Here is a 15731-nt window from a genome sequence, read left to right on the forward strand (position 1 = left end):
GTGTCAGTGGTCGGCGGCGAGCTGAGCCGACGTCAGCGGCAGGGTGGGCACCGGTCGGGACGGGCTCTCGTCCGGCTGGCCGCCGGCCGACGCCGCATCCGGTGCCGGCGCCGCATTCGGTGCCGGGGCCGCATTCGGTGCCGGGGCCGGCGAGGGGGTCGCGGACGACGGTCGACGTGGGCACGGATAGGCGGCACGGAGCTCGGACGTCGCACGATGCGCGCGTTCCACCGCCTGGCCCCAGTACGTGCCCGCGACCATCAGCGCCGCGCCCAGCCCCGTGAACACGGTGACGTGCTCGCCGCCGAGCACCACACCCACCACCGCCGCCCACACCGGTTCGGTGCCCAGCAGCAGGCTCGCCCGGCTCGCCGAGGTGCGCTGCACCGCCCAGGTCTGCGCCAGGAAGGCGAACACGCTGCAGAACAGGGCGAGATAGAGCAGCTGAGCCCAGGTGCCGGCGGGGGCGTGGACCAGGTCCGGCAGACCGGCGGCGGTCGCGGGCAGGAACAGCGCCGTGCCGACAGCCGTCTGCACCGCCGTCAGATGCAGGGGGCGCACGGCCCGGCGGGCGGTGAGCCGGCCCACCAGGGCGACATGCGCCGCGCGCACCCCGGCGGCGGCCAGCATCAGCACATCGCCGAGGCGGGGCGCGTGGAAACCGTCGCCGGCCATCAGCAGCGCCACGGCGAGCACGCAGACACCGGCGGCGGCGTAGAAGGGACCGGGCAGCCCGCCGGGGTGCCCGGAGCGGTCCAGGAGGGGGGTGAGCACGATGGTCAGGCTGATGATCAGGCCCGCGTTGGCGGCCGTGGTGTGGGCGACGCCATAGGTCTCCACGACCAGGACCGCCGCCTGGGTGAGCCCGAGCGGCAGCCCCGCCCGCAGCTCCTCGCGGCGCAATCGGCGCGGCCCGCGGCGGCCGGCGATCAGGCCCGCGCAGGCCAGGAGGGAGAGGGCGTAACGGGCGAAGAGAACCGTCAGCACGGGCAGCGCGGCCGTGGCCGTCTGGGCGGAGAGATAGCTCGAACCCCAGACGAGCGCGACCAGGAGGAGTACCGCATCGGTACGGCGGGCGTCGGACACCCGCCCACCGTGCACCGGCGGCGACCGTGAAGCCCAGCACCACTTCCTTCAACGATCTTTCAGCAGTCCTACAACATCGCCCTACACTGCGGGAATGGACGAACGGCAGCTGCGGATCCTGCGGGAGCTCGGCGAGCTGGGCAGCGTCAGCGCGGTCGCCGACGCACTGCTGGTGACGCCGTCGGCGATCTCCCAGCAGCTGCGGCTGCTCCAGAGCACGATGCCGGTGCCGCTGACCGAACGGCAGGGGCGGCGGCTGGTGCTCACCGACGCCGGTCAGGCGCTGGCGGCCGCGGCCGTCGGCGTGGAGACGGCGCTGGAGCGGGCCCGGCACGCCGTGCAGGAGTTCGTGGGGCGCACCGACGCGGAGGTGTCGGTGGCCGCGTTCCACAGCGCGGGCGCCGCCTTCTTCCCGCCGCTGCTGCACGCCCTCGCGGGCCCGGGCATGCCGCGGCTCGCGCTCGCCGACGAGGATGTCGCGCAGGAGGACTTCCCCCGGCTGACCCGTGCCTACGACCTGGTGCTCGCCCACCGGCTGGAGCACGCCCCGCCCTGGCCGGCCACGGTCGCCGCGGCCACGCTGCTGCGCGAGCCGCTCGACGTGGCACTGCCCGCCGGCCACCGGCTCGCGGCCAAGCGGCGGCTGAGTCCGCGGGACGTGGCCGGCGAACCCTGGATCACCGTGCACGACGGCTTCCCGGTCCTGGCGGTCATCGACGCGATCGCCGCGGCGGCGGGGCGTCGGCCGCACCTGGCGCACCGCATCAACGAGTTCGCGGTGGTCGCCGAGGTCGTCGCCGCGGGGGGCGGGATCGCCCTGATGCCCCGCTGGACCATGCGTCCGCATCCCGACCTGGTTCTGCGGCCGCTCGGCGGCGTCCAGGCCCGCCGCCACATCGACGTCCTGTGCCGCCCCGAGCGCACCGCCCGGACGGCGGTCCGCACGGTCCTGGCCGAACTGCGCCGCGCGGCCCACGCGATCAGCCGGCGGGACAGCGGCGAGCGCGACACCGGTGAGCGGGACACCGGTGAGCGGGACACCGAGCGGGCCGGCGGCTCGTCGACGTGATCGCCCCGGCTCCTGCCCGGCTCCCGCCTGGCTCCCGCCTGGCATCCTCCCGCCGCTCAGCGTGACACGGCGGCGGCAGGTGTGAGTCCGGCGGGTGAGGAGGACGCCCGCGCCGACTTGGCCGGCTGTGCGGGCGTGTCCTCGTACGTCGCGGTCAGGAACAGCACCGCGCCGAGGGTCACGAGCACGAAGGCCGCCAGTGTGTGCACCCGCGCCCGGCGCACCGCGTTGCGCACCGACCAGGCGTGGATCAGCGTGAGCAGCCGCTGCTGCAGCGCGCCGGCCTGCGCGGCGTTGGCGCGGGCGTCGGCCAGGCCCTGCTGGAGCACCCGCGTGCGGTCCGGGTCCTGTTCGCGGGCCAGCCGCACCGCCAGCTCGGCCGCGACCTTCTCGTGCAGCCGGCGCCCGGCGGACAGCTCGTCCAGGGAGCCGTACGGGCCGTAGTAGGCGGACGGATCACGGGCGACGGCCTCGCGCAGGCCGGCCATGCCGGGGGCGGAGAGATCGGCGAGCGTGGCCAGGCGCGGCGTCAGCGCCTCGCCGGTCTGCCAGATGGCCCAGCCGATGCCGAGCACCGCCAGCGCGAGCCCGCCGAACGCCGCGGCGGCGTCCTGCCAGCCGTGGATCCTGCCGACGGCCACCAGCGGACCGCCGCCCAGCAGCAGCGCGCCGACCGCCGCCGTGGCCGCGATCGTCCAGCGGGCCGTGGCCCGCAGATCGGCCACCGCGTCCGCGGGCCCCGTGGCGGCGGGGTCGGCGGCCGTCAGGGCAGCGGCCGCGTCCGGCACGGGCGAGGTCACCGGTCGTCGTCCCGCTCGGCGTCGTCCTCCCGGAACACCACCGCGTGGCGGAACATCTCGCCGTCGGCCAGCAGGAGATAGGGCGACCAGTCGGTGCCGTCCCAGTACTGCAGTTCGCCGTCCTCCGTGATCCGCGTGGCACCCACGGCCGGGATCGGCGGATCGGCATCCTCCGGGTTGCTCATGCGTCAGAGTATGTCTGAGCGACGGGGTGTCATGGGTAACCCCTTCCCCGATCGCCCAGACACCCCGGAGGCGGCGTGACCGACGAAGACACCCGACTCGCCCGGTACCAGGAGGCGTTGCTGTACGCCCACGGCCAACTCGCCCAGGGGCGGCTGGCGGAGGCGAAGCGGCTGCTGCTCGCCCTGGAGACCGTCGCGGAGGAGGTGGCCGACGGCGACACGCGCTTCCTGCTCTACCGGCTGCTCGGCCAGGTGGCGCGGACGGAGGGCCGGCCGGACCGGGCACTCGGGTACTACCGGAAGTCCCTGGACGCCGCCGCGACGGAGGAGGCACGCAGCGGCGCCCTGGAGGGGCTCGCCCTCACGGCCGTGGTGCTGGGAGATCTCCGGCGGGCCGTCGGATGGTTCGAGGAGGCGGCCCGCGTCGCCCGGAACGCCGGCGACGCGATGGGCTGCGCGATGGTCCTGCAGAACCACGCCACCGCCCTGATCCGGCACGGCCGCGACGGCGCCGAGGAGTTGCTGCGCGCGGCACTGGAGGTGGAGGAGCTCACCGACGCCCAGCGCGGCGTCGTCACCGACAACCTCGCCCGGGAGCTGGACCGGCAGGGCCGCTGGGACGAGGCCGCGCGGCACACGGAGGAGGCGGCGCGTCTGCTGGCCGCCGCGGGCGCCGAGCACGACGCGTACCGGGCCTGGCTGAACCTGGCGGACCTGCACCGCGCCGCCGGTGACCAGGCGGCCGCCGGCGCCGCGTTCACCCACGCCCACGACCTGGGCGTACGCCTCCACGCCCGGATCGACGAGGAACACTACGGCCCCGGGTACGACGAGCGGGTCCGGGCCGTGGAGGCCCGCACACAACAGGTGCTGCGCGAGCGGTACGCCGCCGAAGAGGGCGTGGGCGAGGCCGAGATCGCGCTGGACATCGGGCTGCACGCGACGTCGGGCAGGGACCTGGCCGAGCGGGCCGAACGGCGGTTCGAGGAAGGTGACCTGGCGGGCGCGGAGGAGCTGTTGCACCGGGCCGAGACCCACTGGGCCCATCTGGAGGCGCTGCACTGCATGCCGCGGGTGTGGAACCTGCGCGGGCTCATCCTGCTGTACGCGGGCGCCCACGAGCGTGCCCACGAGGTGCTCGTGCGCTCCCGGGAGGTGACGCACGGCCTCGGCGACGCGTCGCGGGAGAGCATCGCGCTGCGCCATCTGGCCATCGCCGTCAACCGCTTCGGCATCGGCGAGGAGGACGAGCTGGCGCTGCTGCTGCGGGCGCGGGCCCTCAGCCGCTTCTCCCTGCGCAGGCGTCTGGGCGCGGCCGCCTCCGCCCTGCCGGAGGACGCGCCAGGCGGCGACTTCGGGGTGCACGAGGGCAGGCTCGCGCAGATCTGCATGGCGTACGGCGCCTGGGAGCTGGCCCGCACCTACAGCGAAGTCAGCATCGCGGCCGCCGCCGTGGCCGACGAGGGCCGGGTGGCACACCGGCTCGCGGGACGGCTGATGGTACGGCTGTATCTGGCCGAGCTGACCGGCCGGGAGGCGGAGGCCGCCGAGACGGCCGAACGGCTCACCGCCCTCGCCGCGCGCCACCCGGAACCGCAGACGGTCATGGTGGCGTCCCTGGCGGTCGGCGCGCACCGCTTCCGCCGGGGCGAACGCAGCCCGGAGCTGCTCGACCGGCTGACCGCGGCCTGCGACGCCCATGAGGAGGTGCGCCGGCAGGCCCTGGACCTCGGACCGCTGCCCGACTTCCATACGCTCACCACCCCGCCCTACCCGGAGGCGGTGGAGGTCGCGCTGGCGGTGGGCCAGGTCGAGCAGGCCTTCGCCCTGGCGGAGCGGGCGCGGAGCCGTTCGCTGCTGGACGCGGTGCGGCACGCGGCGGTTCAGGCCCCGGCCGCCCACGGCCCGCTCGGCCGCGAACAGCAGCTGTGGCGCCGCCAGCGCGAGCTGCGCGAGGAGCTGTCCCGGTGGCGGCAGGGCGAGGCGCCCGAGGAGCGGGTCCGCCGGCTGTACGCGGTGGAGGACGAGCTGGAGGCGGTGCGCGCCGAACTCGCCGGTTTCTGGGGGCGGTTGGCGGACACGCACCCCGAGGTCCGCCGCCACCGGATGGCCGAGCCCATCACGGCGCGCGAGGCGGCCCGGCTGCTCGCGCGCGCCGGGGCGAGGGCCCTGGTGGAGCTGTGGAGCGGGGACGAGACGCTGTACGCGTTCGTGATCACGCCGGGCCGCGCCGAACCGGCGCTCGTGACCGTGGGCCGGCACGACGCCCTGGGACTGCGGGACGGCGCCGACCGGATGCGCGCCCTGCGCACCGCCCGCGACCGCCGGGACCGGCTACGCGCCCTCGGTTCCCTGCTGGTGGGGCCCCTGCACAAGGCCCTCCGCGCGGTCGTCGACGGCGCCGCGCCGGCCACGGATGCGGCGCCCACGGCCGACGGCCCGGACTCGAAGGGCTCGGCTGACTCGGCGGACTCGGAGGGCTCGGTGCTCGTCGTCCCCCACGGCCCGCTGCACGGCGTACCGCTGCACCTGTCGCCCGATCTGAACGCCTGCCGCCGCCGGCCGCCGCTGCGCTATCTGCCGTCGGCGTCGCTGCTGCGCTCGTCCGGCGGCGCCTGGCACCGTGACGGCGCGGTCGTGGTGGGCGGCTTCCCCGGTGCCGGACGCGTCGGTGGCAGCCGGGAGCTGGTGTTCTGCCGCAGCGAGTGTGCCGAGGTCGCCCACCGGCTGGCCGGCACCGAGCGGGTCGGCGACACGGCCACGGGCGAGTGGCTCCAGGAGGCCGTCACCGGCGCGGAGCGGCTGTCCCTGGTGCATCTGGCCTGCCACGCCACGTTCGACGAGCGGCGCCCCGAACGCAGCGGCCTGGTGCTGGGGCGCGGCGCCGGAGCCGCCGGCGGTGAGGTGGTGACCGTCGAGCGGCTCGCCGCCCTGGACTGGTCGGGCGCGCTCGTCACCCTCAGCGCCTGCGGCAGCGGCCGCCACCGGGTGCGGCGCGGCGACGAGCTGACCGGTCTCGGGCACGCCCTGCTGTCCGCCGGTGCGCGCGGACTGATCGTCAGCCAGTGGCCGGTGCTGGACCACGAGACGGCGGTGCTGATGTCGCTGTTCTACGAGTCGCTGGCCGCCGAGCCCGGCTGGGACGCCGGGGTGGTCGCGGGCGCGCTGGCCCGTGCCCAGCGGCGTATGGCGGCCATGACCGCCGCCGACCTGGTCGACTGGGCCTGCTCCCGGCTGGAGACGCCGCACCGCCCCGCCGCGGCCGACGACCTCAGCGGCGAGATGCTGCACCTGGCCCACCGGATGGCGGGCACGGCCGACGCCGACATCCCGCCCACCGGCACGCCCGGCCCGAGTGACGCGTTCCCGGCCGTCCTGCCCGTCCGCGCGGCGCAGCCCGTCGACACCGACCGGCACCGGCGTCTCGCCGCGGCCGGGGGCGGCTACCGGTTCCCGGTGTTCGCCGACGCGGCGGGCTGGGGCGCGTTCGTGTTCTACGGCACCTGATCCGTCGCCGGGGTGCGCGGCGCCTGCCGGGTCAGAACGGATACCACCGCACCGTCGCGTCCCCGTCCCGCAGCGACGCCACCCGGCGCCGGAACTCCGCGAGCGCCTTGGGGTTGCTCGGGGCGTGCTGGGCGACCCAGGCGCAGCTGGCCGTCTCCCGCGCCCCGCGCAGCACCGCGCAGCCCTCCCACTCGCGTACGTCCCAGCCGTAGGCGGCGGTGAAGGCGTCGTACGCCTCGGCGGGCAGGCCGTAGCGGTCGCGGGAGAGGGCCATGACCACCAGGTCGTGCTCACGCAGGTCGCCGGAGAAGGTCTCCAGGTCGACCAGGACCGGGCCGTCGGGGCCGACGTGGACGTTGCGGGGCAGGGCGTCGCCGTGGATCGGGCCGGGCGGCAGGTGCGGGGTGAGCGCGGCCGCGGCCGAGGCGAAACCGTCGCGGCGCTCACGCAGATACGCGGCGTCCGCCGGGTCGATGGCGTCGCCCGCCAGCCGCAGCCAGCGCTCCACCCCGCCCAGCAGCTCCCGGCGCGGCAGGGCGAAGGAGGGGGCGGGCAGGGCGTGCACGATCCGCAGCAGTGCGGCCAGGTCGCGCGGCTCGGCGGGCCGTACCGCGTCCGGCAGCCGGTGCCACACGGTCACGGGGTGCCCGTCGACCAGCAGCGGCTCGGGCTCGGCCGCGCGGACCGCAGGGACGCCCGCCTCGGCCAGCCACAGCGCGATGTCCAGCTCGCGGCTGGCCCGCTCCAGCAGTTCGGCGTCGCGGCCCACCTTGACGACCAGGTCACCGGCGGCGAACACCGCGTTCTCGCCCAGGGCGAGCAGCCGCGCGTCACCGGCCCCCGGCAGCACGCCCGCCGCGGCCAGTACCTGCCGCGCCCGCGCCTCGTCCATCGTCCGCCTCCGTGTCGCGTTCCCGTGTGTGAGCTCGGCGGCCAGTCTCGCATTCGCACAGGTCGGCGCCCGTACACGGGCCCGCACGTCCCCTTGACGACGGGAGCAGCCTTTACAACCATGGCCATGCCAACCCACGGCGCAAAGGGGCTGATTCCGTGACGGCAGTGGCGCAAGCGAGGCGGCCGGCCTCCCGCGCGCCGCGCTCCGGCCCCCCGGGCCGCGCCCTGGACCGGGGCGCCTGGTTCCTCGTCCTGCCCGCGCTGCTGCCCATCCTGGTGCTGAGCGTCGGCCCGCTGCTGTACGGCATCGCACTGGCGTTCACCGACGCCCAGTCCGGCCGAGCCGCGCCCACGCACTGGATCGGCGCCCTCAACTTCCGGGACCTGCTGCACGACACGCTGTTCTGGGAGTCGTTCCGCATCGGCCTGGTGTGGGCGGTCGGTGTGACCGTGCCGCAGTTCCTGCTCGCCCTCGGCCTCGCCCTGCTGCTGAACCAGGACTTACGGCTGCGCCGGCTCGCGCGGGCCCTGGCGATCGTGCCGTGGGCGATGCCGGAGGTCGTGGTCGGCATCATGTGGCGGCTCGTCTACAACACCGACGCCGGCGTCCTCAACGAGACCCTGCACGACCTCGGGCTCGGCGGCGGCCGCGACTGGCTCGGCTCGCTGTCCACCGCCCTGCCCGCCGTGCTCGTCGTCGGCGTCTGGGCGGGCCTGCCGCAGACCACGGTCGCCCTGCTCGCCGGCCTGCAGAACACACCGCGCGACCTGCACGAGGCCGCCGCCCTGGACGGCGCCGGCGCCTGGCGCCGCTTCCGCGAGGTCACCTGGCCCGCGCTGCGGCCCGTCGCCCTCGCCATCACCGCGCTCAACCTCATCTGGAACGTCAACGCCTTCGCGCTGGTCTACGTGCTGACCAACGGCGGCCCCGGCGGCCGGACCCGGCTGCCCATGCTCTTCGCCTACGAAGAGGCCTTCCGCTACGGCCAGTTCGGCTACGCCGCCGCGATGGGCTGCGTACTGGTCGCGGTGATCGCCGTCTGTCTCGCGGTGTTCCTGGTGGGCCGGCTGCGAGGAGGGGAGGAGCGGTGAGGACCCGCAGGAGCGCCCGCGCCGGCCAGTACGCCGCCCTGCTGGCGTATCTCGTCTTCCTCGCGTTCCCCTTCCTCTGGCTGCTGTCCACCGCCTTCAAACCCCCGCGCGAGCTGGCCCGGCTGCACCCCACCTGGATCCCGAGGGACCCCACGCTCGCCAACTTCCGGCAGGCCTTCGACGAACAGCCCCTGCTGCGGGCCGCGTTCACCTCCCTGCTCGTCGCGCTCGCCGCCGCGCTGATCGCCGTATGCCTGGCGACCCCGATGGCGTACGTGCTGGCCCGGCACCGCACCCGGCTCGGGCGGGCGGCGAGCGGCTGGGTGGTGGTCAGCCAGGCGTTCCCGTTCGCCCTGGTGATCATCCCGTTGTTCCTGGTGCTGCGCAGGCTGAGGCTGGTCGACTCCCCGGGCGGGCTGGTGATGGTCTACGTCGTGTGGGCGCTGCCGTTCGCGCTGTGGCTGCTCACCGGGTACGTCCGGGCCGTGCCCGTCGAGCTGGAGGAGGCGGCGGCCGTCGACGGCGCCGGACGGCTGCGGATCCTGGTGTCGGTGACGGCGCCGCTGCTCGCGCCGGGGATCGCGGCGACCGCGCTGTTCGCGTTCGTCACCGCGTGGAACGAGTTCTTCTTCGCGCTGGTGCTGCTCAAGAGCCCCGAGAAACAGACCCTGCCGGTCGTCCTCAGCCACTTCGTCGGGGCCGAGGGAGTCGCCGACCTCGGGCCGCTGGCCGCCGCGTCGGTCCTCGCCACGATCCCCTCGCTGCTCCTCTTCGCCCTCCTGCAGCGGCGGATCGCGAGCGGCCTGCTCGCCGGGGCGGTGAGGGGCTGATGCGCGCCCGCCTGGTGGTCCTCGTGCTGCTCGTGCTGCTCGCCGGCTGCGGCGACCCCGGCGGCGACGAGCGTGTCACCCTGCGCTTCGTGTCCCTGGCCTGGCAGGACGAGTCCGTGCGCGCCACGAAGGCGCTGGTGCGCGAGTGGAACGCGGCCCACCCGGACGTCGAGGTCCGTTACGTCCAGGGCAGTTGGGACAGCGTCCACGACCAGCTCCTCACCTCCTTCGAGGGCGGCGAGGCGCCCGACATCGTCCACGACGCCGCCGACGACCTCGCCGACTTCGCGCACGGCGGCTACCTCGCCGACCTCACCCGGCTGCTCCCGCAGCGGCTCAAGGACGACATCCCGCAGCACAGCTGGGCGACGACCACCTTCGACGGCGGCGTCTACGGCGTGCCCTTCCTCCAGGAACCCCGGGTTCTGATCGCCAACGCGGCCTGGCTGCGCCGCGCCGGCGTCCGCGTCCCCACCCCGGAACGCCCCTGGAGCTGGCCGGAGTTCCGGCAGGTGACCCGGCGGCTCAGCGGCGGCGGCCGGTACGGCGTGGCCTGGCCGCTGAAGGAACCCGTCTCCGCCACGCTCAACCTGTCCCTGTCCACGGGCGGGCAGCTCTTCCACCGGGGCGCGGACGGCAAGGTCACCGTCCGCTTCGAGGCCGCCGACGCCGTGGTGCCGGCCACCGTCCGCGACCAGCTCGCCGGTGACCGCAGCGCCCCGCGCTCCACCCTGGGCAGCGGCGGCTCCGACACGCTGCCCGGCTTCTTCGCCGGCCGGTACGCCATGGTGCCGCTGGGCTTCTCCTACCGTCAGCAGATCGCCCAGCAGGCGCCGAAGGGCTTCACCTGGCAGGTGCTGCCCGCCCCGGCCGGCGCCGCCGGACTCACCCAGGGCGTCAGCCCGCAGACCCTGTCCATCGCCCAGGACAGCCCGCACAAGAAGGAGGCCGCCGCCTTCCTGGACTTCCTGCTGCGGCCGAAGAACATGGTCCGGCTGGCGCTCGGCGACTGGATGCTGCCCACCGGCACCGAGGCGCTGAAGGACCCCGCCCTGCACACCGCGAAGGACGGCTGGGCGACCGGCACCGCCCTCGCCGCCCGGCTCACCTCGGCGCCCGCCCAGTCGGTGCGCGGCTACCCCGAGTGGAAGGACAAGGTGGCCACCCCCGCCTTCCAGGAGTACTACAGCGGCGCCATCGACCTCCCCGAACTGCGCCGCCGCCTGGAACACGACGGCAACCTGGTGCTGGCCCGCTACCAGCGCTAGGGCCTGTCGCGAAGTTCGTGCACACCCGACCTCACCTCCGGGAACAGGCGCTCCGGTCGGCACGGTTGCACCGATCGGGGGACCGCGCGCCGTACGGGCGAGAAACACGGAGACCATAGGGTCGTGCGCCCTGCCAGTACCGGGCCCGAGACCGCGCCACGGCTGACGCGCGCCGGGACGAACGACGTTTCTTCAGGAGGACTGCTTCATGACTGACCGGCCCTTGACGCTCATGGCCGTACACGCCCACCCGGACGACGAGGCCACCGGAACCGGAGGGATCCTCGCGCGGTACGCGGCGGAAGGCATCCGCACGGTCCTCGTGACGTGTACCGACGGCGGATGCGGGGACGGACCGGGGGGTGTCAAGCCGGGTGAGCCCGGGCACGATCCGGCTGCGGTCGCCGCGATGCGCCGTCAGGAACTCGACGCCAGCTGTGCCGTTCTGAAGATCAGTCACCTGGAGACGCTGGACTACGCCGACTCCGGGATGATGGGCTGGCCGGGCAACGACGCCCCCGGATCCTTCTGGCAGACCCCCGTCGAGGAAGGCGCGGCCCGACTCGCGGAACTCATGCGGCACTATCGCCCCGATGTGGTCGTCACCTACGACGAGAACGGCTTCTACGGCCACCCCGACCACATCCAGGCTCACCGCATCACGATGGCGGCGCTGGAGATGACCGATCTGGAACCGAAGGTGTACTGGACCACGATGCCCCGCTCGATGATGCGGCGGTTCGGCGAGATCATGCGCGAGTTCGGTGCCGACATGCCGGAGCCGGATCCCGCCGAGGCCGCCGCGCTGGCCGAGATCGGTCTCCCCGACGACGAGATCACCACGTGGGTGGACGCCACGGCGTTCAGCGGTCAGAAGTTCGACGCACTGGCCGCGCACGCCAGTCAGGGCGAGAACATCTTCTTCCTCAGGATGGGCAAGGAGAGGTTCGCCGAGTTGATGGGCGTGGAGACCTTCGTACGGGTCCAGGACACCACGGGCGCGGCCGTCCCGGAGAACGATCTCTTCGCCGGGCTGCGCTGAGCCGTCCCTGCGGCGGCCGGGCAGGCGCATCGAGCGCGCAGCGCGGGTAAATACCTTGGACGAGACGTCTCGTCTCGGCATAGGGTGCTCGACATGACCAGTCGTCGTGCCCACATCGCCATGTTCTCCATCGCCGCACACGGCCATGTGAACCCCAGCCTTGAGGTGATCCGGGAGCTCGTCGCGCGCGGGCACCGGGTCACCTACGCCATCCCGCCCGTCTTCGCGGACAAGGTCGCCGAGACGGGCGCCGAACCCAAGCTCTGGAGCTCCACACTGCCCTCACCCGACGACGACCCCTCCGCGTGGGGCGACACCCTTCTCGACAACGTCGAACCGTTCCTCGCCGACGCCATGCAGGCCCTGCCGCAGCTGATCGAGGCCTACCGGGACGACGAGCCCGACCTCGTGCTGCACGACATCGCCTCCTACCCGGCCCGCGTCCTCGCCCACCGCTGGGGCGTCCCGGCGGTCTCCCTCTCGCCCAACCTCGTCGCCTGGGACGGCTACGAGGAGGAGGTCGCCGAACCGATGTGGGCGGAGCCGAGGAAGACGCCGCGCGGGCAGGCGTACTACGCCCGCTTCCAGGGGTGGCTGGAGGAGAACGGCATCACTCAGCACCCCGACGACTTCGCCGGCCGGCCCGCCCGCTCCCTGGTGCTGATCCCCAAGGCGCTGCAGCCCAACGCCGACCGGGTCGACGAGCGGGTGTACACCTTCGTCGGCGCCTGCCAGGGCGACCGCGCCGCGCAGGGCACCTGGCAGCGGCCCGCCGGCGCCGAGAAGGTGGCGCTGGTGTCGCTGGGCTCCACCTTCACCAGGCAGCCCGCGTTCTACCGGGAGTGCGTCCGCGCCTTCGGCGACCTGCCCGGCTGGCACACCGTGCTGCAGATCGGCAAGCATGTCGACCCCGCCGAGCTGGGCGACGTACCGGAGAGCGTGGAAGTCCGTGACTGGGTGCCGCAGTTGGCGGTCCTGAAGGAGGCCGACCTGTTCGTCACGCACGCCGGGGCGGGCGGCAGCCAGGAGGGGCTGGCCACGGCCACGCCGATGATCGCCGTACCGCAGGCCGTGGACCAGTTCGGCAACGCCGACATGCTGGTGGGGCTCGGCGTGGCACGGCGGTTGGCGACGGCGGAGGCGACCGCCGAGGTGCTGCGCGAGGCCGCCCTCGCTCTGGTCGAGGACGCCGAGGTGGCCCGGCGGCTGAAGGAGATCCAGGCTCAGATGGCCCAGGAGGGCGGCACCCGGCGGGCGGCCGACCTCATCGAGGCCGAGCTGGCCGCGCGCGGCCACTGAGCGGGAAATCTGTCCGCGCGCGGCCACTGAGCGGGAAGCCTGGCCGCGGGCGGGCGCTGAGCGGGATCTGTCCGCGCGCGGTCACCGAGCAGGAAAACACGGGGGCCCGCCGGTCGGTACACGACCGGCGGGCCCCCGGGCCGCGCGTCACACCCGCAGCGGCTCACCCTCGTCCCGCGCCGGCCGGCCGGCGATGGCCTCCGGCGCCTCGTCGTGGGTCAGGTCCGGCAGCCGGTGCAGCCACTTCGGCAGGTACCAGTTGCGCTCGCCCAGCAGCGCCATGACCGCCGGCAGCAGCACGCCCCGGATGAGGGTCGCGTCGATCAGGACCGCGGCCGCCAGGCCCACGCCCATCTGCTTCATCGACTGCATCGACAGCGTGCCGAAGATCGCGAAGACGGCGACCATGATCACCGCGGCGCTGGTGACCACCCCCGCCGTGGTGACCACGCCGTGCGCGATGGCCTCCTTGGTCGACCGGCCGCGCAGTCGCGCCTCGCGGACCCGGGAGACGACGAACACGTGGTAGTCCATCGACAGGCCGAACAGGATCACGAACAGGAACAGCGGCAGCCAGGTCACGATCGCGCCGACCCCCTCCGCGCCGACCAGCGAAGCCCCCCAGCCGTGCTGGAACACCGCCACGAGGATGCCGTACGCGGCGCCCACCGACAGCAGGTTCAGCACGATGGACGTGAGGGCGATCGTCAGCGAGCGGAACGACAGCAGCATCAGCACGAAGGCGAACACCACCACGAAGGCGAACACCGGCACGACCGAACCGAGGAGCTGGTCGTTGAAGTCGTGCGAGCCCGCGACCTGCCCGGTGATCGGCGCCTCGACGCCCGCCACCTCGCCCAGCGTCGCCGGCCGCACCTCGTCGCGCAGCTTCTCCAGGCTGGCACCCGCCTTGTCCTGGTCGGAGCCGCCGACCAGGGGGACGTAGACGAAGGCGATGTTCTGCTTCTCGTGCACCTTGATGTCGACCGGGCCGCGCGAGGCGCCCGAGGAGATCGCCCGGTCCCGGAAGTCGGCGAGCGCCGCCTTCACCTCGGGAGCGGTGATGTCCTTGGCGCTCACGATCACCTCGGCCGGCTCCGAGCCGCCCGGGAAGGCGTCGTTGACCCGGTTGTAGGTCTGCACGATGGGCAGCGAGTCCCCGAACTCCTGGTCCAGCGTGAGCTGCTGCGTCTTCATGCCGAGCGCGGGCGCCGCCACCGCGAGCAGCGCGCCGGCCGCGACCACCACGGACAGCACCGGCCGGGCGAGCACGCCCTTGACGACGGCCGACCAGAACCGGCTCTCCCCGCTGCTCCTGCGCCGCCGCCGGCTCAGGAACGGCAGCCGGCCCTTCTCGACCCGCTCGCCCAGCAGCGACAGCAGCGCCGGCAGCACGGTCACCGAGCCGACCATGGCGACGGCCACCACCATCAGCGAGGCCAGCCCCATCCCCTCGAAGGTGGCGAGCCCGGTGAACAGCATGCCCGCCATCGCCACGCACACCGTCACACCGGAGACCACGATGGCCCGGCCGCTGGTCGCGGCGGCGATCTGCAGAGCGGTACGGGCGTCCCGCCCGGCGGCCCGCTCCTCACGCTCGCGGCGCAGGTAGAACAGGCAGTAGTCGACGCCGACCGCCATACCGACCAGCAGCATCACCGAGTTGGCGGTGTCACTCATCGGCTGCACATGGCTGACCAGGCCCATCAGGCCCATCGTCGCCATGATCGCGGTGATCGCCAGCGCCACCGGCAGCAACGCCGCGACCAGCGCGCCGAAGGCGATCAGCAGAATGCCGAGGGCCACCGGCACGGCGGAGTACTCGGCCTTCTTGAAGTCGTCCCCGAACGCGTCGCTGAAGGTCTTCATCATGCTCGCGCCGCCGATCTCCTCGATCCGCAGCGTGCCGGCGTGCTCCTTCTGCACCCCCTCGACGGCCTTCAGCACCGGCTCCACCCGGTCGCCGGCGGTGTCCGCGTCACCGCGCATGTCGAACTGCACCAGCGCGCTGCGGCCGTCCTTCGAGATCGTCTTCGAGACGTACGGCGACGTCACGTCCGTGACCCGGCCGGTGCCGTCGACCGCCTTGACGACGGCGTCGACGGCGGCCCTGAACTCCGTGTCGGTCGCCTTCAGCCGGCCGTCCTTCGCCTGCACCAGCACGGTCTCGCTCGCGGGCTCGTCGATGCCGGCGTCCTTGATGATCCGGGCGGCGGTGTGCGTCTCGCCCTTCAGCTGGTCGCTCTCGTCCACATCGACCCGGCCCGCCGCCGATCCCAGCCCCATCGCCAGGACGACGAACAGCACCCAGATGCCGACCGCCGCCCACCGGTGCCGGGCGCTCCAGCCGCCGGCCCGGGCGGCGAACCCCCGCACCCGCGATTCTCCACTCCCCATGACGGGCCTGCCCCCTCAACCTTCGGCGGCGGCCCCCTGCCGCCACCTTCCCTCTCGAAGGTAGGGGCCGGATAAAGCCATCTCGTCGTGCTGCCCGGTGAGGTGCGCACGCCCCCGCTCCTCCCCTCGGTGCCCCGCCGTCTCCCCTCAGGGGCGGAGCGTGCCCCTTACATCTGTCGACGGAGGTGGGGGCCATGGATCAGGGTGCCCGAATCGGACGGCAGGGCCCCGCTTTGTGATTACACAAGGTTGTTGAACAAGT

General features: G+C 74.0%; 11 protein-coding genes and 1 pseudogene. 7 read left to right on the forward strand and 5 right to left on the reverse strand.

Features of this window, described 5'->3' with window-relative positions; genetic code table 11:
• Positions 1-3 precede the first annotated feature (3 nt).
• Complete coding sequence (locus C3489_RS19205; RefSeq protein WP_103783143.1) at positions 4-1086, reverse strand: DMT family transporter; 1083 nt, start codon at positions 1084-1086, stop codon at positions 4-6.
• 94 nt (positions 1087-1180) lie between these two features.
• On the opposite strand from C3489_RS19205, the gene C3489_RS19210 reads away from it, so the two are divergent.
• A complete protein-coding gene (locus C3489_RS19210; RefSeq protein WP_103783102.1) occupies positions 1181-2155 on the forward strand; it encodes a LysR family transcriptional regulator in 975 nt (324 codons plus the stop codon).
• Between the two features lie 56 nt (positions 2156-2211).
• On the opposite strand, the gene C3489_RS19215 is transcribed toward C3489_RS19210, so the two are convergent.
• Together C3489_RS19215 and C3489_RS19220 are read right to left on the reverse strand one after the other, a co-directional pair.
• Entirely contained in the window at positions 2212-2955 is a 744-nt protein-coding gene (locus C3489_RS19215) for a hypothetical protein (RefSeq protein WP_103783103.1), read from the reverse strand.
• Positions 2952-3140, reverse strand: a complete 189-nt coding sequence (locus C3489_RS19220; RefSeq protein ID WP_103783104.1) for a hypothetical protein — start codon at positions 3138-3140, stop codon at positions 2952-2954. Before C3489_RS19220 ends, C3489_RS19215 begins: the two co-directional genes overlap by 4 nt.
• 75 nt (positions 3141-3215) lie before the next feature.
• On the opposite strand from C3489_RS19220, the gene C3489_RS19225 reads away from it, so the two are divergent.
• Positions 3216-6647, forward strand: a complete 3432-nt coding sequence (locus C3489_RS19225) for a CHAT domain-containing tetratricopeptide repeat protein (protein ID WP_103783105.1) — start codon at positions 3216-3218, stop codon at positions 6645-6647.
• A gap of 31 nt (positions 6648-6678) precedes the next feature.
• Here the strand turns inward: C3489_RS19225 and C3489_RS19230 are convergent, their stop codons facing one another.
• Positions 6679-7539: a phosphotransferase enzyme family protein gene (locus C3489_RS19230; protein ID WP_103783106.1), complete on the reverse strand. Its 861-nt coding sequence runs from the start codon at positions 7537-7539 to the stop codon at positions 6679-6681.
• Between the two features lie 158 nt (positions 7540-7697).
• Between C3489_RS19230 and C3489_RS19235 the strand changes: the two genes are divergently transcribed.
• The 5 genes and pseudogenes from C3489_RS19235 (at position 7698) to mgt (ending at position 13072) form a co-directional block, all read left to right on the forward strand.
• Positions 7698-8633, forward strand: a complete 936-nt coding sequence (locus tag C3489_RS19235) for a carbohydrate ABC transporter permease (RefSeq protein ID WP_103783107.1) — start codon at positions 7698-7700, stop codon at positions 8631-8633.
• Positions 8630-9463 carry a carbohydrate ABC transporter permease gene (locus C3489_RS19240; protein ID WP_103783108.1) on the forward strand — a complete coding sequence of 278 codons (834 nt, stop codon included), beginning with the start codon at positions 8630-8632 and terminating at the stop codon, positions 9461-9463. Before C3489_RS19235 ends, C3489_RS19240 begins: the two co-directional genes overlap by 4 nt.
• Entirely contained in the window at positions 9463-10731 is a 1269-nt protein-coding gene (locus tag C3489_RS19245) for an ABC transporter substrate-binding protein (RefSeq protein WP_103783109.1), read from the forward strand. The genes C3489_RS19240 and C3489_RS19245 overlap by 1 nt, the downstream gene beginning before the upstream one ends.
• Positions 10732-10939: 208 nt before the next feature.
• On the forward strand, positions 10940-11773 hold the full coding sequence (locus tag C3489_RS19250; protein ID WP_103783110.1) for a PIG-L family deacetylase: 834 nt from the start codon (positions 10940-10942) through the stop codon (positions 11771-11773).
• A gap of 55 nt (positions 11774-11828) precedes the next feature.
• Positions 11829-13072 (forward strand): annotated as a pseudogene (gene mgt / locus C3489_RS19255) (macrolide-inactivating glycosyltransferase).
• Positions 13073-13219: 147 nt separating this feature from the next.
• Here mgt and C3489_RS19260 read toward each other — a convergent pair.
• Positions 13220-15469 carry an MMPL family transporter gene (locus C3489_RS19260; RefSeq protein ID WP_103783112.1) on the reverse strand — a complete coding sequence of 750 codons (2250 nt, stop codon included), beginning with the start codon at positions 15467-15469 and terminating at the stop codon, positions 13220-13222.
• Between the last annotated feature and the right edge of the window lie 262 nt (positions 15470-15731).

It is taken from the genome of Streptomyces sp. Ru71 (genome assembly GCF_002920535.1).
Classification (GTDB): Bacteria; Actinomycetota; Actinomycetes; order Streptomycetales; family Streptomycetaceae; genus Streptomyces.